We start from the raw sequence: 18,222 nt of genomic DNA, 5'->3' as shown, positions 1-18,222 counted from the left end.
CGCTGGGAGCGCAGGGAACGCAGGGCAATGACCGACCGCTCAGGCGCCGAGGAGCCGGCGCAGCCAGCGCAGTTTGGCGGCCCGGCTGTCCTGGGACAACTGAGCCTGCGGGGCGAACGCCTCGAAGCCGTGGAAGCCGCCGGGCCACACATGGAGCTCAGCGCGACCGCCGGCCTCCCACAGGCGCGTGGCGTACGCGACGTCCTCCTCGCGGAAGGTCTCCGCCGAGCCGACATCGATATAGGCCGGGGGCAGCCCGGACAGGTCGGTGGCCCGGGCCGGGGCCGCGTACGGCGAGACGTCGGGCCCGCCGCTCGCCTCCCCGAGCAGCGCACCCCACCCCATCGCGTTGGCCGTACGGTCCCAGAGGCCGAGCCCGGCCATCTGGTGGGCGGACACCGACTCGTTGCGGTCGTCCAGCATCGGGCACATCAGCACCTGGCCGATCAGTTCCGGCCCGCCGCGGTCCCGGGCCAGCAGGGCGAGGGCTGCGGCGAGACCGCCGCCCGCGCTGCCTCCGGCGACGATGACGCGCTCGGGGTCGATCCCCAGCTGGTCGGCGTTCTTGGCCGTCCACACCAGGCCCGCGTAGCAGTCCTCGACCGGTGCCGGGTGCGGGTGCTCGGGCGCGAGCCGGTACTCCACCGACACCACCACGAGCCCCAGCTCCGCGGCCCAGCCGAGCGCTTCGGGCACGCCCATCCGGTTGTCACCGACGACCATGCCGCCGCCGTGGATGTAGTACACGGCAGGCAACGGCGCGCTCACCCCGGCCGGCCGGCAGATCAGCAGCGAGATGTCCGGGTCTCCCTCGGGCCCCGGCACCGACCGCTCCTCGACCTCGAAGGCGCCGCCGCGCCGCAGGTCCTCGTCCGAGGGCCGCATGGGGCTCGCGCCCTCCCGCAGCTGAGGAATCGCCTCCAGTGTGAAGGTGGTCGGCAGGAACTCCGCGACCAGTTCCAGAGCGGCGGCCAGCTCCGGGTCGAAGGGCGGCGGCGGACGAACAGGACCGGTGTGTGCCGGTGGAGTGGCGGGCGTCGGCTCGACGGTCATGGCGGCTCCTCGCGTTCTGGTCAGCACGGTGTGACCAGTGCGTTCATGGTGCCCCGCGGGCGCACACCCATGTACGCGCCGTTCGGCTGGAATCCCCCGCCGAACGGCGGGGCGCCGTCCCGTGGTTTCCCCCGCCCGCAAGCCGTGGCAACCACCCGGCCGCGGCTTCAGGCCGGCTGCGGAGTCAGGCGTTGCAGGCCCTTGCGGTCGTAGTAGCGGGTCATCGCGAAGCCGAAGAGCAGCGCGAGGGCGACACCGATCACGATCCACAGCCAGGCGCGGGTGAGGCCGGCGTCGGCGCGCGCGTCGAAGAAGAGGATGGCGCGGACGCCTTCGCTGAGTTGGCGCATGGGCTCGAAGATGGACAGAAAGCGGTAGAAGCCCGGAACGGCCTGCAGCGGCACGGTGGCTCCGGAGGACGGCAGGCCCAGGACGATGAACACGAACATGGCCACGAGCTGGCCGATCCCGCCGAACGCGGCGTTGATGGCCTGGACGCCGAGCCCGACCGCGAAACTGGCGCAGTAGGAGTAGATCCACAGCAGGGGCAGGTGGGAGGCGTCCATGCCGAGGATCGCGACGGTGGCGACCATGATCAAGGTCGTGGTGAGCACGGTGATCCCGGCGGTCATGGCCATCTTCAGCAGCAGCGTCTGGGTACGGCTGATGGGCACGGTCGGGCGACGGGTGTGCCAGGGGCCGATCTCGGTGTCGGCGTAGCCGAGGGCGCTGTCGACGCCGGTGCCGATGATGTTGGCGCCCATGAAGCCGGCCAGCACGAGCAGCAGGGTGTAGTAGAACGCGGTCAGGCCGAGGCCGCTGTTCGCGCCGATGGGGTGGCCGACCTCGGTGGTGACGGTGACCGGGTCGGCAAGCAGCAGACGCTCGGTGGAGCCGGCCTTCGCGGCGGCGGGGGCTGCCGTCAGCTGTCTGCCGATGGTCAAGGAGGTCTGCTGGGCGGCCTGTTGGGTGATCTTGCTGGCCAGCGAGGACCCGAAGCTGCCCATGCCGGGATTGGTCAGCACGGTGATCGCCGGTCGGGCCTTTGCGTTCGTGGTGGTGAGCGCGGCGACCGAGCCGGTGAAGTCGGCGGGGATGACCAGGGCGCCATAGATCTTCGCGGAGGCCAGCTGGTCCCGCGCCTGCGCGGCGGTGAGCCGGCGCCAGTCGACCGTGTCGGAGGCGCCGGAGGTGACGGACCGGGTGATCTGCGTCCCCAGGTTCTCCTGCTGACCGGGCAGCGGCTCGCCCCGGTCCGCGTTGACGATGCCGATGGGCAGGTCGTGCAGGGCACGGTTGGGATTGACGATCCCGCCCATGTAGAGCAGAGACAGCAGCAGGGCGAGCAGCCCGGTCAGAACGGTGGGCATCAGCCACAGCTTGGGACGACGCAGCAGCTTCACGGCCCGCGCCAACGCGGGGGCCGACGTCTGTGTACGGTCCTCGCGGTGCTCGCTGTCGTCGGCCATGGCTCTCCCTGGGTGGACCTGGGTTGATACGACCAGCCGTAATCGTGACCATTCTTCTACCCAGGGTGACAATGCCGCGCGGCGAGCGGTACGCGATCACGGCCCGTGACGCCATGACGGTCGCGATCGCGATCGCGCCACCGTACGGCGGAGAAAATGACCGCACGGCGAATAAATAGCCAGATACCGACCACTGGACGCCGGGTCCAGAACCGATCCGACCGAGCAGGTCAGGGTGCCCGCGTCGCCCATCCTCCGACGGCGCTTCGGTTCCCGGACACCCTGTGGTCACGCGGAAGGGGAACGCTCCCCGCGTCCCCTCTTGCCTCGCCTTGTATCCGTCCGACCCGCGATCGCGCGGGACGCGACGCGGAAGGACGACGTGCGCCGTGTCCCAGATCCGGATCGACGAGTTGCCAGGGCCGCTCACCCTGACGCTCTCACCCTCCCCGTGCCCCAGCCCCTCCCCTTCCTCCCCGTGCCCTAGCCCTTCCCCTTCCTCCTCCACCCGCCATCTCCGCCTGGCGCTCAGCCTGGTCCCGCTGCTGCTGATCGGCGGGTGGGCCGCGGTCGACTGGCGTGTGGTGCACGACGGCGCCACACGGCTGGCCGCCGCCGACCCCTGGTGGCTACTGGCCGGGGTGGCGTTCACCTGCCTGTGCTGGGTGGGCGCCTCCGTGACCCGGCAGGGGGCCATCCCAGAGAGGCTTCCGCTGGGGCAGCTATTCGCCTCGCAGTTCGCCGCCGGCGCCGCCAACCAGGTGCTGCCGGCCGGGATCGGCGCTCACGCCGTCACCCTGCGCTTCCTCCAGGGCCGGGGCATCTCCCTCGCCCGGGCCACCGCCTCGCTCGCCCTGTACTCGCTGGTCAAACCGATCGCGAAGATGGCACTGATCCTCGCGTTCCTCGTCGCCTTCCCAGGCACACTGCGTATCGGCCAACTCGTCCCGGACGAAGAGACGTTGCTGCTGGTCGCCGCGAGCGCGTTCGTCGGCCTCGCCGCGACGGCCCTGGTTCTGACGGTCGTACGCCGGTTGCGTCGCCCGCTGTTCGGGTTCGTCCGCACCGCTCTCACGGACGCGCGACTCCTGCACACCCGGCCCAGCCGGGTACTCGCTCTGTGGGGCGGGGCGACCGTCTTCCCCCTGTTCCAGGCGGGCGTGCTCGTCTCGGTCGGTGCCTCGCTCGGCCTGCCGCTGCCCTGGCCGCATGTGGTCTTCGCGTACCTCGCGGCCAGCGCGGTGGCCGGGGCCGTACCCGCCCCGGGCGGCATAGGTCCGGTGGACGCGGCGCTGGTGATCGCCCTCGTCGTGTTCGGCGCACCGATGACAATCGCCACCGCGAGTGTCATCGGCTACCGCGTCCTGACCGTCTGGCTGCCCCTGCTCCCGGGCGCGATCGTGCTCTCGGCGCTGATACGGCGAAAGGTGCTGTAAGAGCCACCGGCCCTCGTACACCAATCTCCGTACGCCAGTCCTCAGACTCCAGTCCTCAGACGTCAGTCCTCAGACGTCAGCCGCAGCGAGATGGAGTTGATGCAGTACCGCTGATCGGTCGGAGTCGCATACCCCTCACCCTCGAACACATGCCCGAGGTGCGACCCGCACCGCGCACACCGCACCTCGGTCCGCACCATCCCGAGCGAGCGGTCCGAGATCAGCTCGACCGCGTCGGTGTCCTTCGGATCGAAGAAGGACGGCCATCCGCAGTGCGACTCGAATTTCTCGCCGGAGGTGAAGAGTTCGGCACCGCAGGCACGACAGGAGTAGACGCCCGTCGTCTTGGTGTCGGTGTACTCACCGGTGAACGCCGGCTCGGTGCCCGCCTTGCGCAGCACCTTGTACTCGGCCGGGGTCAGCTCCGCGCGCCACTGCTCGTCCGGCTTCTCGATGTCGTACGACATGATGCTCAACCCCTCGCACAAACGGTGATGACTACTTCGGCAGACGCGCCAGGATCTCGGGACCGAGGTCCGTGACGTCGCCCGCGCCCATGGTGAGAACGAGATCACCGGGCTTCGTCATTCCCGCAATCACCGAGGGCACGTCCGCCTTGTCGTGGACCGGCGTCACATCCGCGCCCGCCGCACGCGCCGCCTCGATGATCAGCTCGCTCGTGACGCCGGGAATCGGGTCCTCGCGGGCCGGGTAGATGTCCAGGACGAGCGAGGCGTCCGCCAGGGACAGGGCCTGGCCCATCTCCTTGCCCAGCTCCTGGGTGCGGGAGAACAGGTGCGGCTGGAACACCACCAGGATGCGCCCGGAGGCACCCGCGCGCATCGCCTCCAGGTCCGCCGTCATCTCGGTCGGGTGGTGCGCGTACGAGTCGACGACCTGGACGCCGGCCTCCTCGCCCTTCAGCTGGAGGCGGCGCTTCACGCCCGTGTAGGAGGCGAGCGCGGGGGCCAGCTCGGCGGCCGGGATGCCGAGCGCGACGCCCGCGGCCAGCGCGGCGACCGCGTTGTGCGCGTAGTGGCGGCCGGGGACCGAGACCGCGAAGGTCAGTTCGGCGCCGTCAAGGAGCACCGTCACCTCGCTCTTCAGCCCCTGCGGGACGACGGAGAGCACCCGGACGTCCGCGTCTGCCGACTCCCCGTACGTCACCACCTGGACGTCGCAGGCCGTCACGCGCCGGGTCAGCTCACGCGTGCCCTCGTTGTCCGCCGAGATCACCAGCGTGCCGCCCTCGGTGACACGGTCCACGAACGTCACGAAGGACTCGTAGATCTCCTCCAGGGACGCGTAGTTGGCGTGGTGGTCCAGTTCCGCGTTGAGGATGATCGCCACCTCGGGCGCGTACTTGTGGAAGCTGCGGTCCGACTCGTCGGCCTCGGCGACGAAGATGTCGCCCTCGCCGTGCAGGGCGTTCGAGCCGGGGGCGTCGAGGTCGCCGCCGATCGCGTACGAGGGCCTCAGACCCAGCGTCGAGAGCGACACTGCCAGCATCGAGGTCGTCGTCGTCTTGCCGTGGGTGCCCGCGACCGCGATCGGACGCAGGCCGTCCATCAGGCGGGCGAGAGCGTCCGAGCGGTGGACCACCGGGATGCCGAGTTCCGCGGCGCGGGCCAGCTCCGGGTTGTCCGCGCGGATCGCGGAGGAGACGACGACACAGGTGGCATCGGCGGCCAGGTGATCGGCCGCGTGTCCGATGTGCACCGTCGCGCCCAGCGCGCGCAGGGCCTCGGCGGTCGCGGACTCCTTCGCGTCACTGCCCGCCACCGTCGCCCCGCGCTGCGCGAGGATCTTCGCGATCCCTGACATCCCGGCGCCGCCGATGCCGATGAAGTGCGGTCGGTCCATGGCGGTAGGAAGGCCGGGTGCCATGCGTGTGTCTCCCCAAGATGCGGTACGACGATGAGCGGCGTCCACGCGACGGAACGCGCCCCCAGCCTATGCCGTGCCGGGGACTGCACCCGGCAAGGGGCGCGGGGAACTGCGCGACCAGCCACGAAGCACCCGCACCCCGAAAAGCACCTCACCCCCACGGCGCCCACGGCCAAACCCAGCGGCAGCGGGCCGTCACACCTTGCTGTGCGAGAACAGCTTCAGCACCGGTACGCCCACCTTGTGGCGGGCCCGAGAGGCCCAGTCACGGTGGAAGAACTCCTCCACGTAGTGGGGGTCCGTCAGCACGATGACTTCGTCGGCGTCGATCTCCTCGACCAGGGCCTTCAGGGCGTCCAGCGGATGGGCCTCGATGAGCCGCCCCTCGGCCTGGTTGCCGGTCGAGCGCAGCGCCACCAGCGACACGTCCAGGGCCTGCTGCCCCTGCCCGGCCGCCTCGTCGCCCTCGGGGGTCTCGTCCTCGTGAGCCGCCTCGTCCAGCTCGCCGAGCGCGACGTCGTCGATGGCCCTCAGCAGCCGGTCCGCCTGATCGCCCCGGGGCTGGAGCAGCACGTGGAAGCCGACCGCCTCGTCACCGTGCAAGGTGGTGACGAACTCCACGTCAGCGGACGTCAGGGCCTTCTCGATCATCAATACGCTTGTGAACACGACAGGCGCCCTTCTCCTCCGTGGGCCGTTCCCAGGCCCCTGCGGAAACCATCCTGCCCCGTAACCGCACGGGGTCTGCGAGATTTAGTGTGCCCAGCCGAAGAAAAACGGAACGGGGTATTCCGCTGACTTGTCAGGGCCGACGGTATCGGGCATAGAGGAACCCGGCCTCCTCCAGCAAGGACATCAGTTCGAACCGTTTCGGAACAGCGATCGTAGGCCCTCCGGCGATCCGCTGCGCGTCCCCGACCGTGAGCATCGGGGAGACGGCCAGGCAGAGCTCGTCGAGAACCCCGGCCGCGACCAGCTGGCCCAGCAGACGCGGGCCGCCCTCGGTCAGCAGCCGGGTCATGCCGAGGTCACCCAGCGCGCGTACGGCCCGGGCCGGCTCCACCCCCATGCCGTCCCCCGCGATCACGACCTGCGCGCCCGCCTTCTCTGCGGCCGCCACCCGGTCCGGGGCAGCCCCGGCGCCGGTCAGGACCAGCGTGGGCACCAGGGGCGAGGTGAAAAGCGGAAGTGAGAAGTCCAAGTCGAGACTGGCGGTCACGATCGCGATCGCGGGCGCCGGACCCTGTCCGGCCGCCTCCCGCTGCTCCGCGAAGTCTCCGCGCGCGCGTGCCGGACGATAACCCTCCTGGCGTACCGTTTCCGCACCCACCAGGACGACGTCCGCCAGGGCGCGCAGCACACCGAAGATCCGCATGTCGGTGGCGCTGGAGATGGGCTGGGAGCGCCCGTCGTGCTGGGCGGCCCCGTCCAGCGTCGACACCATGTTGGCGCGCAGCCAGGGCTCCCGGACGTCCGGGTAGGCGTACGCCTCCGCCAGCTCCTGGAGCCCCCACTCCCGGTCCCTCGCGTCCGCGTCCGTCGCCCCACCGGAGGCTTGGGCTGCTGTTTCGTACGTCACAGGGAACAGGCGTCGCATGACGTGCAGTGTGGCACGGCCCCTAGACTGGGCAACCGTGTCGACCTCCACCTCCTCCGCCGGGTTCGGCCCGATAGCCGAAGCGACCCCGCTGTCCCTGTGCGCCCGCGAGCCGCACGTCCCCGCGGACCGGCTCGTCGCCGAGATGGTGCCGCCGCCGCGCTTCGACTCGGTCCGCTTCGCCACGTACGTCCCGGACCCGAACGAGCCGAGCCAGCCCGAGGCGGTACGCGTCCTCAGCGGCTTCGCGGCCGGTCTCGGCGCGCCGTACTCCACGGGCTCGGGCAGGCGCGGGCTGTTCGGCTTCGGGAAGGCGCCCAAGAAGGCCCAAGCCGGCCCCCGCGGCGTCTACCTGGACGGCGGCTACGGCGTCGGCAAGACCCACCTGTTGGCCTCCCTGTGGCACGCGACCCCCGCGGAGCCCGAGCTCAAGGCCTTCGGCACGTTCGTGGAGCTGACGAACCTGGTCGGCGCGCTCGGCTTCCAGAAGACCGTGCAGACACTGAGCGGCCACCGGCTGCTGTGCATCGACGAGTTCGAGCTCGACGACCCCGGTGACACCGTCCTCGTCTCCACCCTGCTCGGCAAGCTGGTCGACGCGGGCGTGGCGCTCGCGGCCACCTCGAACACACTGCCGGGCAAGCTCGGTGAGGGCCGGTTCGCCTCCACCGACTTCCTGCGCGAGATCCAGGGCCTGTCCGCACACTTCCGCCCGCTGCGCATCGACGGCGAGGACTACCGCCACCGCGGGCTGCCCGAGGCCCCGGCGCCGTTCTCCGACGAGCAGGTCACCAAGGCGGCGTACGCCACCGATGGCGCGTCCCTCGATGACTTCCCGCACCTGCTCGACCATCTCGCACGCGTCCACCCGAGCCGTTACGGCGCTCTCACCGACGATCTGAAAGCCGTCTGCCTCACCGACGTCCAGCCGATACCGGACCAGTCGACGGCACTGCGGCTCGTGGTGCTCGCGGACCGGCTGTACGACCGCGAGGTGCCGGTCCTCGCCTCCGGGATGCCTTTCGGCCAGTTGTTCAGCGAGGAGATGCTGAACGGCGGCTATCGCAAGAAGTACTTCCGCGCGATTTCCCGGCTCACCGCGCTGGCACGGGACGCCAAGGGGCTCGTAAAGGGCTGAATTACGCCACCGCCCCACCTTTTTCAGGCTCTCTTCAGGGTGAAACGTAGAATTAACCCTGCAAACAACTGGCCGCGTTACCGTAGATCTTGACGCTGACTGTTGACATGTGTGAGCAGCCGGGAGGGGGCTTGTGTTGCGAGGTAGGACGGCCCGAATCCTGTTTGTGGCACTCGCCACGGTCCTGATGAGCCTTCAGTTCTTCGCTCCCATACATACGTTCGCTTCCGCGCAGAAGAACGAGGTCGTCTCCTGCGGCGAATCCGAGCATCAGCAGAAGCAGAAGGTGGCGCCTCCACTCCGGTCCCGCGACCGGAACCGTGACGAGGACCTCGTTCCCGAAGGACCCTCTCGCGCCCTGCTGGAAAGCGATCCGGCGGCCGTTCATCCCCTTGCCGCGCCGCGTCCGGCCTCCATTCGCACATCGTCGAGATCCTCAACCGCCCATTCTCCAGCCACACTCCAGGTCTTCCGCTGCTGAGCTGAGCGCATCTCCCCCCACGCTCCGTTCTTTTAAGCCGACGCGTCATTTGAGGCGCGCCAGGAGGAACTGACAGATGCAGCCCCTCATCGAACACGCCCGCGCGCACGGAAAGCGCCCCGAGCGGTTCGCCCAGCTGGCCCATGGCCAGTCCCCCCAAGTCCTGTTCATCACCTGCTCCGACTCCCGTGTCGTCCCGGCACTGATCACCGGCGCCCGCCCCGGCGAGCTCTTCGAGCTGCGCACAGCGGGCAACATCGTCCCGCCCTACGTCCCCGGACGGCCGTCCGCCGAAGCCGCCACCGTCGAGTACGCGGTGGACGTGCTCGGTGTCACTGAAATCGTGGTCTGCGGCCACTCGCACTGCGGCGCCGTCGGCGCACTGGTGCGTGGCGACGACCTGACCGCCGTACCCGCCGTACGCGACTGGCTGGCGCAGGCCGAACCCCCGTCGGGCGCACCGGACGACGACCCCGCCGTGGCCAACGCGGTGCAGAACCACGTCCGGGCCCAACTGCTCAGGCTCCGCGCGTACCCGTGCGTGGAACGGGCCCTGACGGCAGATCAACTACGCCTGCACGGCTGGTACTACGAGGTCCACACCGGCGCCGTACAGGCGCACCGTGCGGACACCGGCACCTTCGAGGCGCTGTGAACGGCGCGATGAAACTCCCCCACCTGCGGCAGGACTTCGCCGCGTCCGTCGTCGTGTTCCTCGTCGCCCTGCCGCTGTGTGTGGGCGTCGCCGTCGCCTCCGGAGTCCCGGCCGAACTCGGCCTGATCACCGGCATCGTGGGCGGTCTCGTCACCGGGCTGATGCGCGGCAGCAGCCTCCAGGTGTCGGGGCCGGCCGCGGGGCTCACCGTGCTGGTCTTCGAGGCCGTGCGGGAGTACGGCCTCGCGGTCCTCGGTGTCATCGTGCTCGCCACCGGCGTACTCCAACTCCTCATGGGCGCACTGAAGTTGGGGCGCTACTTCCGGGCCATCTCGGTGGCCGTCGTCGAAGGCATGCTGGCCGGGATCGGCCTCGTGCTGATCGCGGGCCAGCTCTACTCGATGGCGGGCCTGAAGGCGCCGGCCTCCGGTCTCGACAAGCTCGGCGGACTGCCGGCGGCGCTCGTGGACGCCGTGCGCAGCCCGGAGGCACTGGCGTCGGTCGCGCTCGGAGTGGGGACCATAGTCGTCCTCGTACTGTGGAAACTGCTGCCGCGGCGAGTGCGTACGGTGCCGGGGGCGCTCGGCGCGGTCGCGCTGGCCACCCTCGTCTCGTGGGGCTTCGGACTCCCCGTGGCGAAGGTCGAGGTGCAGGGACTGCTGGGCTCCATCCAGCTGCCGTCCCTCGACGCCTTGGGCGAACTCGGAAGCGTCGGGGTGCTCAGCACGATCCTCGCGTTCACCCTGATCGCCTCCGCCGAGTCGCTGTTCAGCGCGGCGGCCGTGGACCGGCTGCACGACGGCCCGCGGACCCAGTACGACAAGGAGCTGATGGCGCAGGGCGCGGGCAACACCGTCTGCGGGCTGCTCGGCGCGCTGCCGATGACCGCGGTGATCGTACGCAGTGCGGCGAACGTCCAGGCGGGCGCGCGGACGAAGGCGTCCCGGGTGCTGCACGGCGTGTGGCTGCTGCTGTTCGCGGCGCTGCTGCCCGCCGCGCTCGGCGTCATTCCGCTGCCCGCCCTCGCGGGCATCCTGGTGCACGCGGGCTGGCGGCTGATCCCGCTGCGCGAGATCGCGTCGCTGTGGCGTGAGCACCGGGGCGAGGCACTGATCCTCGTCGTCACCGCGGTGTCGATCGTCGCGGTCAGCATGTTCGAGGGCGTCCTGATCGGGCTCGCGCTGGCCGTCGCGAAGACGGCATGGGAGGCCTCGCACGTACGCCTCGACGTCATAGACAAGGGAGCCGGACCCATCCAGGCGCACCTGTCGGGCAACGCCACCTTCCTGCGGCTCCCGAAGATCCTCGACAGCCTGGAGGCACTGCCACAGGACCGGCCCATCGAGCTGAACCTCTCCGGCCTGCACCACCTGGACCATGCCTGCCGGACCGCGCTGGAGAACTGGTCGGCCCGACACAGCTCAGCGGGGACCGAGCCGGTGAAGGTCACCTCGGGGTCCTGAGACGTCCCGAGTCGTACCGATACGTCGTAGGGCTGGGCTCGCTTCCCCGCGGACCCAGCCCTACGACGTACAGTGGACATATTGGTTATACCGGGCGGCTCGAAAGGGGGTCGTCATGCTCGAGGAGCTGCTGATCGCCGGCGTGGCAGTCGGTTCCGCGGGGCTGGTGTACGCCGGGGCGGCGGCCCGGGTCATCAAGCAGTACGAGCGAGGCGTGGTCCTCCGGCTCGGGCGGCTCCGCGGCCAGGTGCGTCCCCCGGGGTTCACCATGGTCGTCCCGGGCGTGGACAAGCTGCGCAAGGTCAATATGCAGATCGTGACGATGCCGGTGCCCGCGCAGGACGGCATCACCCGGGACAACGTCACGGTCAGGGTGGACGCCGTCATCTACTTCAAGGTGATCGACGCCGCCGACGCCGTCATCCAGGTCGAGGACTACCGCTTCGCGGTCTCGCAGATGGCGCAGACTTCGCTCCGCTCGATCATCGGCAAGAGCGATCTCGACGATCTGCTCTCCAACCGCGAAAAGCTCAACCAGGGCCTGGAGTTGATGATCGACAGCCCGGCGATGGGCTGGGGTGTGCAGATCGACCGCGTCGAGATCAAGGACGTGTCCCTGCCCGAGACTATGAAGCGGTCGATGGCCAGGCAGGCGGAGGCCGACCGTGAGCGCCGTGCCCGGATCATCAACGCGGACGCGGAACTTCAGGCGTCCAAGAAGCTGGCGGAAGCCGCCGGGGTGATGTCCGAGCAGCCCGCCGCGCTCCAACTGCGCCTGCTGCAGACGGTGGTGGCGGTCGCGGCTGAGAAGAACTCCACGCTCGTACTGCCCTTCCCGGTGGAACTGCTGCGGTTCCTGGAACGGGCGCAGCCACAACAGCAGGGGCCGGCGCGGCCGGAGTCTCCCCAGCCGCCGCGCGTCGCGGCCCGCCCGGCCGACGTCGAGCCGGCACCCCTGGCCCGTGACACCGAGGCGGAGGTCCTTCCGCCTGGTGACGCCGGGCCCGAGGCCGAAGCGGTGCCCGAAACCGTGCCTGAAACCGTGCCCGAGGCCAGCCCCAAGGCCCACGCCTGACGCGTGCTACCCGCGTGGTTCCGGGAGCCGCTCCCCCGTGATACACACAGCTGGGTCACAGCCTGTCCGCCAACAGGAAGGTTGCCCCATGCCCGCAACACGACGCCAGGTACTCGCCCGCACAGGTGCGCTGGGCGCCTCGATCGCCTTCGCCGGAAACCTCACCGAACTCTTCGCGGGCACCGCGGCCGCGCAGAGTCTCGGCCACAGCGGGTACGGCCCGCTGATCCCCGACCCGAACGGCCTGCTCGACCTGCCGAAAGGTTTCCGCTACCGGGTGCTGTCCCGCGAGGGTGACCCGCTCCGCTCCGGGGAGGGCCTGGTGCCGAGCAACCACGACGGCATGGCGGCCTTCGCCGGCAGACACGGCCGCGTCCACCTGGTCCGCAACCACGAGAACCGCAACACCGGCAGGATCCCGGTCCCGACGATCGAGGGCCTGACGTACGACCCGATGGGAAAGGGCGGCTGTACGGCGCTCACCCTGGACGGCCGCAACCACGTACTCTCCGAGCGCGTCGCGATCGCCGGAACCGCGGTCAACTGCGCGGGCGGGCCCACTCCTTGGGGTACCTGGCTGACCTGCGAGGAGACCGAGGACACGGCGGGCACCAACGGCTACACCAAGGACCACGGCTTCATCTTCGAGGTCGACCCGGTGGACCCTCGTCGCACGGGAGCCGTCCCGCTCACCGCGATGGGCCGCTTCCAGCACGAGGCGATCGCCGTGGACCCGAGGCGGGGCATCGTCTACGAGACCGAGGACGCGTTCCTCGACCCCTTCGGCCTCTTCTACCGCTTCCTTCCCAACAAGCCGGAGGGCGGCGTCGGTTCACTGCGCGCGGGAGGAAAGCTCCAGGCGATGCGCGTCCCCGGCGTACCGGACCTCTCCTCCGTCCAGGAGACCGGCGCGACCTTCGACGGCATCGAGTGGGTGGATGTCCCGGACCCGCTCGCCGCCCAAACCCCCATCCGCCTCCAGGACTTCGGCCCGAAGGGCATCACGCACGCCCAGAAGCTGGAGGGCTGCTACTGGGGCGGCAGCAGCGTGTACTTCGTCTCCTCCTTCGCACACAGCGCGGAGGGTTCGGCCGCCGACCACTTCGGCCAGATCTGGCGGTACGACCCGACGGCGCGCCGCCTGTCACTGGTGATCGTGTTCGGCCCGAACACCGACGTACAGCTCCCCGGCGAGTCTCCCGACAACATCTGCCTCGCCCCCAGCGGCGGCCTCATGGTCTGCGAGGACGGCAGCGGCGCACAGCACGTCTACGGCGTGACCCGGCGCGGCGAGGTGTACGCCCTGGCCCGCGGCGCCCAGAACATCGGCACCCCCGAGGCCCCGGAGTGGGGCGAGTTCGCCGGCGTCACCTTCTCCCCCGACGGCGAGACGATGTATGTGAACTGCTATACGCCGGGGACGACGTTCGCGGTGACGGGGCCCTGGCGCTGATTGCCGGCTACTGGCTGGCGACTGCTGACCGCTGACCGGGTCCGAAGCCTCGGGGCGAGCGCCTCGGGGCTTCGCCGTGCGGCCACTCTCCCGCCTAGTGAGGCCTGAACCGCGAGGTGAGGCCTGACCGCGAGTAGCGGCTCCCGGCCGCTCCCCGCACCATCAAGGGACACGGACGGAAGGGGCGCACGGTGGCAAAGAAGCACGGCAAGAAGCACGGCAAGAAGGAGCGCAAGAAGGACGACAGCAAGGGGGGCGGCAAGGACAGCGGGCGGCAGGACAACGGCAAGGCTGCCGCCCCGCTCCGCGAACTCCTGCGCGTCCCCGGCGGTGCGAAGATCGACCTCTCCTCCTACGAGGCCGGGGCCACTCCCACCGGCCCCCAGGACAAGGCCGCCGGTCTCGCCGCCACCGCCCGAATGGGCGAACACCTGGCCGACCTGCAAGAGCGCCTCTGGGCCGCGAGCACGGCGGGCGACCGGCGGCGCGTCCTCCTGGTCCTCCAGGGCATGGACACCAGCGGCAAGGGCGGCACGGTCAAGCACGTCATCGGGCACTTCAACCCCTCCGGCTGCCGCATCCGGGCGTTCAAGACACCGACCGCCGAGGAGCGGAAGCACTCCTTCCTCTGGCGGATCAGGAGGGCGCTTCCCGAGGTCGGCGAGATCGGCATCTTCGACCGCTCGCACTACGAGGACGTCCTGATCGCCCGGGTCCGCGAACTGGCCCCGCACAAGGAGATCAACCACCGCTACAGCGAGATCAACCGCTTCGAGAAGTCACTCGCGGATGACGGCGTCACCGTCGTGAAGGTCTTCCTGCACATCTCGTACGAACAGCAGCGCCGTCGTCTCCTCGAACGCCTGGACAACCCCGACAAGTACTGGAAGTTCAACGTCGGCGACATCGAGGAGCGCGCGCTGTGGCCCGCGTACCAGCGGGCGTACGAGATCGCCCTCGACCGCTGTTCCACACCGGAGGCCCCCTGGTACCTGATCCCCGCCGACCGCAAGTGGTACCGGAACTGGGCCATCAGCAAGCTCCTCCTGGAGCACCTCGAAGCCCTGGACCCGCAGTACCCGAAGGCGGACTTCGACGTGGAGGAGAGCCGGAAACGACTGCTCGCACAGACACTGACCTCACCTGCGCGGCTCTAGGCGGGTGACTTCGGGGGCGCGTCCGTGCGGCACAGACAGATGATACGTAAATAGCCATATTCGCCCCGATATCTTCATCGGGTGATCATTCAAGTAACGCGATTCGCAGCGGTCTGCGCCCTGGGCGCCGTGCTCGCCGCCTGCGGGGCCCCCGACAGCCCGCCCGCACCCCGTAAGGAGCGCCCCGCACCCGCCGGCGCCGCGCCGTCGCGGCCCCCGACGCTCGCCCCGGGCCCCACCGGCCTGACCCCCGTCTTCAAGAACGGCCCGCGAACGCGCGACAAGACCGTCGCGCTGACCTTCGACGCGGACATGACCGCGGATCAAGGGCCAAGGGCGGCGGCCGGGGAGCACTTCGACAACCCGCGGCTCATCGCCACCCTGCGGCGCTTCAAGGTTCCGTCGACCGTGTTCATGACGGGACGGTGGGCCGACGAATACCCCAAGGAGGCCCGGTCCATCGGACGGGACCCCCTCTTCGAGGTGGCCAACCACTCGTACAGCCACTACGCCTTCACGGAGGACTGCTACGGCCTACCGACCGTGCCCGAGAACAGGATGCGGGCGGATGTGGAGCGTGCGTACGCCTCCTTCAGGAAGGCGGGCGTGCCCCGCGCGATGCCCTACTTCCGCTTTCCGGGCGGGTGCTACGACCAGCGGGCACTGCGGACGCTGAGCGCGGCCGGGGTGACCGCGGTGCAGTGGGACGTGGTCAGCGGGGACGCGTTCGCCACGGACGCGGACGCGGTGGCCCAGCAGGTACTGGACGGCGTACGGCCCGGTTCCGTCGTCGTCATGCACTGCACGCGGAGCGCGGCTCCGGCGACCGAGCAGGCACTGCGGACGATCGTGCCCGAGCTACGGAAGCGGGGTTTCCGCTTCGTCAAGGTGTCCGAGCTGATCGGGACGGCGGCTCCGCTCCGGTAGGCGGGACCCACCACCGATGGGCGGCTCGGTTGTACGTCCTACGCTGGAACCATGAGTGACGACTACTGCGGCACCCGTGCGGACCCGGCCCCTGCCGAGGAGGGGCCGCCGTTCGCCGAGTGCGTGCTGTGCCGGAAACCGACGGAGTACCCGGAGTCGTACAAGGGGATCACCCTGTGCCCCGTCTGCGAGTGGCAGGAGGCACAGCGCACGGCCTGTTCGGGCTGACCGATCGCAGCCCCAGGTCGCACTCGGGCTCCTTCTCGGGCGTACCGGCACCCTCGGATGAACGGATCTTCCGCCTGGCAGACTGGAGGGCGTGAGCAGCGACCCGACCGCAGTTGATCCGGCCCCCGCGGGCGACAGCCCCTTCCGTTCCGAGCGCACCGCGCGCGACGAGGCACCGCAGTACGTGCTGCCCCTGGTCGTACACATCGAGAAGGCCGCACCCCCGGCCCGTACCGACGCGCTGGAGACCGCGGCCCGCGCCGTGCTGACCATCCTCAGCGACGAACGTTCGCTCGGGGAGGGCGAGAGCGCGGGCGAGTGGGCTCAGGCGATCCGGGACTGGCAGGACGCCCGGATCCGCAAGGTCGTACGGCGGGCTCGTGGCGCCGAGTGGCGGCGGACCGAGGAGCTGCCGGGGATCACGGTGACCGGGAAGTCCGCCGAGGTGCGGGTCTTCCCGCCGATCCCACTGGACGGCTGGCCCAAGGAACTCGCCAAGCTCCAGGTCTCCGGCACCGACCTCGACGACCCCGAGCCGCCGGCGGACGCCGACCTGACAGCGCCCGTGCTGTGGCTCAACCCCGACCTCGAGATGTCGGCCGGCAAGTCCATGGCCCAGGCGGGCCACGGCGCCCAACTCGCCTGGTGGGAGCTGTCCGACGAGGAGCGCGCGGCCTGGCGCGACGCCGGCTTCCCCCTCGCCGTCCGTACCGCCGACCCGGCCCGCTGGCGCGAACTCACCACCTCCGGGATCCCGTTGGTGCGCGATGCCGGCTTCACGGAGATCGCGCCCGGGCTAACTGTTGCAGTCGACGATCCGCGCATCGGCCTGCCGCGCCCGCAGTGACCGTGACCGGCAAAATACAGCGGCGTCCACCCCGCGCCGTCGAACGCCTCCAGGTCGGCGCCGTCAGCCAACAGCATCCATCCTCAGGCCATCCGCATCACCGGCGCGGCCGCATGGTCCACCACCTTCCGTCCCAACCGATCCCGATCTGTCATGCCAACCATCCTCACCCGGCTTGACCAACAGGTAGGGGCGCCCCCCTGTACTCAATCGGGACTCCAACTACCCGCCTACCCGATTACAGAGCACCTCGGCACCACCGGTACCGGTCCGAATCGCCATCGTGTTCCCCTGGGCAACGGGAAGCATGGCTATCGGGCCCTCGGGCCACGGGCGGCCGGCATAGATCCGCTTCTCGGTCGCCAGGTCCTCGGGCGTGGGCCGGGACTGGGGATCGCGGCTCCGCCGGCTTGCGGCTGCCGCCCGGTTGCGCCGCAACAGCCGTACGTCCTCCGGCGAGAGGGCCACCTTCGCCCGGCGGCTCCTCACGTGCGGCCCTTCGCAGTACGGCCACGGCTCATCGACGGGCCCCAGCAGCGGCCCGCCGACAGAACTGTCCTGCCGTGACGGAGACCCGGGGCGAGGATGCAGCCGAGTCGCCGTGCGCGCCAGCGGGGCCAGTTGAGGGAAGACCGCGGTGACGTCGAGCCGCCGAGGTGGGGTGGTACGACTCATTCTGGCTCCGATGGCACGAACAGGCTCAGATCAGTTACCCAGATCGAAGCGCCCGGTGTCGGCCAGGGTGTTGGGGATGTCGACGTCGGTGAACAGCTCCTCCACCGATCCGTCCTCCCGCTCGATAACGGCGCTCGTCGTAACCCGCACGGAAATCGTGCTGGTGGCGTCCAGGTACTCGGGCGTCGCCTGATAGAGGATCGCGTCTTCCTCCCCGAATCCCAGCTTTGCCACCTCGTCCCGAACCTCGGACTCGTAGTCCCACATGCTGTCCCACAGATCGTCCGTACTGGTGTTCATCCCCTCCTGCCGGCAGGGGACGAGGTTGTTCGAGATCCTCCCGCCGAGAACATTGGCAATCAGGTGGCACCGGGAGAGGCCGGCGTCGAGCGAGTTCGCTTGGGCGAAAAGCGCTGCGTCCTGCCAGCCTGTGATGTCTCCCCCAGCAGGACTGCCCGGTCCGGGCGTCTTACCCAGGCAGGCCTGCGCCGTGGTCGCCCGGGTACCGGCCGGGCCCAGCGGGTTGGTGGTCTTGTTGACGTGGGCGACCGGTTCGGATCTGCGACGCGTCCGGGCTTTTGCATCAAGCCGCGACAAAGCGACTTTTCTAGGCACTCGTACGGTCATTGCGGCGTCGTTGATCTCTTGTGCACGGTCGCGAATGGGCGCCCGGAGCGCCTC

Annotated in this window: 17 protein-coding genes and 1 pseudogene; 10 read left to right on the top strand and 8 right to left on the bottom strand. The window is 69.9% G+C overall.

Annotation, left to right across the window (positions count from 1 at the left end; all coding sequences use genetic code 11):
• Window positions 1-39: 39 nt before the first annotated feature.
• Both AB0N66_RS00955 and AB0N66_RS00950 read right to left on the bottom strand, forming a co-directional pair.
• Window positions 40-1,053, bottom strand: coding sequence for an alpha/beta hydrolase (locus AB0N66_RS00955; protein WP_365426544.1), 1,014 nt, complete (start codon window positions 1,051-1,053; stop codon window positions 40-42).
• A 167-nt stretch (window positions 1,054-1,220) separates the two neighbouring features.
• Window positions 1,221-2,522, bottom strand: a complete 1,302-nt coding sequence (locus AB0N66_RS00950) for a DUF3533 domain-containing protein (protein ID WP_365426541.1) — start codon at window positions 2,520-2,522, stop codon at window positions 1,221-1,223.
• A gap of 389 nt (window positions 2,523-2,911) precedes the next feature.
• Here AB0N66_RS00950 and AB0N66_RS00945 point away from each other — a divergent pair, with 389 nt between their 5' ends.
• Window positions 2,912-3,958 (top strand): lysylphosphatidylglycerol synthase transmembrane domain-containing protein, encoded by a 1,047-nt coding sequence (locus AB0N66_RS00945; RefSeq protein WP_365426538.1) that lies wholly within the window; start codon window positions 2,912-2,914, stop codon window positions 3,956-3,958.
• 62 nt (window positions 3,959-4,020) lie between these two features.
• Here AB0N66_RS00945 and msrB read toward each other — a convergent pair whose 3' ends face one another.
• The 4 genes from msrB to AB0N66_RS00925 form a co-directional block, all read right to left on the bottom strand.
• Window positions 4,021-4,425: a peptide-methionine (R)-S-oxide reductase MsrB gene (gene msrB / locus AB0N66_RS00940; RefSeq protein WP_365426535.1), complete on the bottom strand. Its 405-nt coding sequence runs from the start codon at window positions 4,423-4,425 to the stop codon at window positions 4,021-4,023.
• 31 nt (window positions 4,426-4,456) lie between these two features.
• Complete coding sequence (murC, locus tag AB0N66_RS00935; RefSeq protein ID WP_365426532.1) at window positions 4,457-5,845, bottom strand: UDP-N-acetylmuramate--L-alanine ligase; 1,389 nt, start codon at window positions 5,843-5,845, stop codon at window positions 4,457-4,459.
• Between the two features lie 195 nt (window positions 5,846-6,040).
• Window positions 6,041-6,514: an indole-3-glycerol phosphate synthase gene (locus tag AB0N66_RS00930; RefSeq protein ID WP_365426529.1), complete on the bottom strand. Its 474-nt coding sequence runs from the start codon at window positions 6,512-6,514 to the stop codon at window positions 6,041-6,043.
• Between the two features lie 133 nt (window positions 6,515-6,647).
• A complete protein-coding gene (locus tag AB0N66_RS00925) occupies window positions 6,648-7,442 on the bottom strand; it encodes a pyrimidine reductase family protein (protein ID WP_365426526.1) in 795 nt (264 codons plus the stop codon).
• Between AB0N66_RS00925 and zapE the strand changes: the two genes are divergently transcribed.
• The 9 genes from zapE (at window position 7,441) to AB0N66_RS00880 (ending at window position 16,866) form a co-directional block, all read left to right on the top strand.
• On the top strand, window positions 7,441-8,580 hold the full coding sequence (gene zapE / locus AB0N66_RS00920) for a cell division protein ZapE (protein ID WP_365426524.1): 1,140 nt from the start codon (window positions 7,441-7,443) through the stop codon (window positions 8,578-8,580). The two genes, AB0N66_RS00925 and zapE, sit on opposite strands and share 2 nt — an antisense overlap.
• A gap of 557 nt (window positions 8,581-9,137) precedes the next feature.
• Window positions 9,138-9,716, top strand: a complete 579-nt coding sequence (locus tag AB0N66_RS00915; RefSeq protein WP_365426521.1) for a carbonic anhydrase — start codon at window positions 9,138-9,140, stop codon at window positions 9,714-9,716.
• Window positions 9,717-9,724: 8 nt separating this feature from the next.
• Window positions 9,725-11,179 (top strand): SulP family inorganic anion transporter, encoded by a 1,455-nt coding sequence (locus AB0N66_RS00910; protein ID WP_365426518.1) that lies wholly within the window; start codon window positions 9,725-9,727, stop codon window positions 11,177-11,179.
• Between the two features lie 115 nt (window positions 11,180-11,294).
• Complete coding sequence (locus tag AB0N66_RS00905) at window positions 11,295-12,254, top strand: slipin family protein (protein WP_365426516.1); 960 nt, start codon at window positions 11,295-11,297, stop codon at window positions 12,252-12,254.
• Between the two features lie 88 nt (window positions 12,255-12,342).
• Complete coding sequence (locus AB0N66_RS00900; protein WP_365426513.1) at window positions 12,343-13,707, top strand: PhoX family protein; 1,365 nt, start codon at window positions 12,343-12,345, stop codon at window positions 13,705-13,707.
• A 314-nt stretch (window positions 13,708-14,021) separates the two neighbouring features.
• Window positions 14,022-14,864 (top strand): PPK2 family polyphosphate kinase, encoded by an 843-nt coding sequence (locus tag AB0N66_RS00895; protein ID WP_365427274.1) that lies wholly within the window; start codon window positions 14,022-14,024, stop codon window positions 14,862-14,864.
• Window positions 14,865-14,945: 81 nt separating this feature from the next.
• A complete protein-coding gene (locus AB0N66_RS00890; protein ID WP_365426510.1) occupies window positions 14,946-15,791 on the top strand; it encodes a polysaccharide deacetylase family protein in 846 nt (281 codons plus the stop codon).
• Window positions 15,792-15,842: 51 nt separating this feature from the next.
• On the top strand, window positions 15,843-16,019 hold the full coding sequence (locus tag AB0N66_RS00885; RefSeq protein WP_365426507.1) for a hypothetical protein: 177 nt from the start codon (window positions 15,843-15,845) through the stop codon (window positions 16,017-16,019).
• A gap of 91 nt (window positions 16,020-16,110) precedes the next feature.
• Window positions 16,111-16,866, top strand: a complete 756-nt coding sequence (locus AB0N66_RS00880) for a peptidyl-tRNA hydrolase (protein WP_365426504.1) — start codon at window positions 16,111-16,113, stop codon at window positions 16,864-16,866.
• A gap of 291 nt (window positions 16,867-17,157) precedes the next feature.
• On the opposite strand, the pseudogene AB0N66_RS00875 reads toward AB0N66_RS00880, so the two are convergent.
• Window positions 17,158-17,541, bottom strand: a pseudogene (locus AB0N66_RS00875) (hypothetical protein); the annotation flags it as partial.
• Between the two features lie 30 nt (window positions 17,542-17,571).
• Window positions 17,572-18,168, bottom strand: a complete 597-nt coding sequence (locus AB0N66_RS00870; RefSeq protein WP_365426502.1) for a hypothetical protein — start codon at window positions 18,166-18,168, stop codon at window positions 17,572-17,574.
• Window positions 18,169-18,222 lie beyond the last annotated feature (54 nt).

Origin of the sequence: Streptomyces sp. NPDC093544 (genome assembly GCF_040683495.1) — a bacterium.
In the GTDB taxonomy this organism is placed as follows: domain Bacteria; phylum Actinomycetota; class Actinomycetes; order Streptomycetales; family Streptomycetaceae; genus Streptomyces.
Note: the sequence above shows the minus strand (reverse complement) of the source record. Positions and strands in the feature narration are given on the sequence as shown.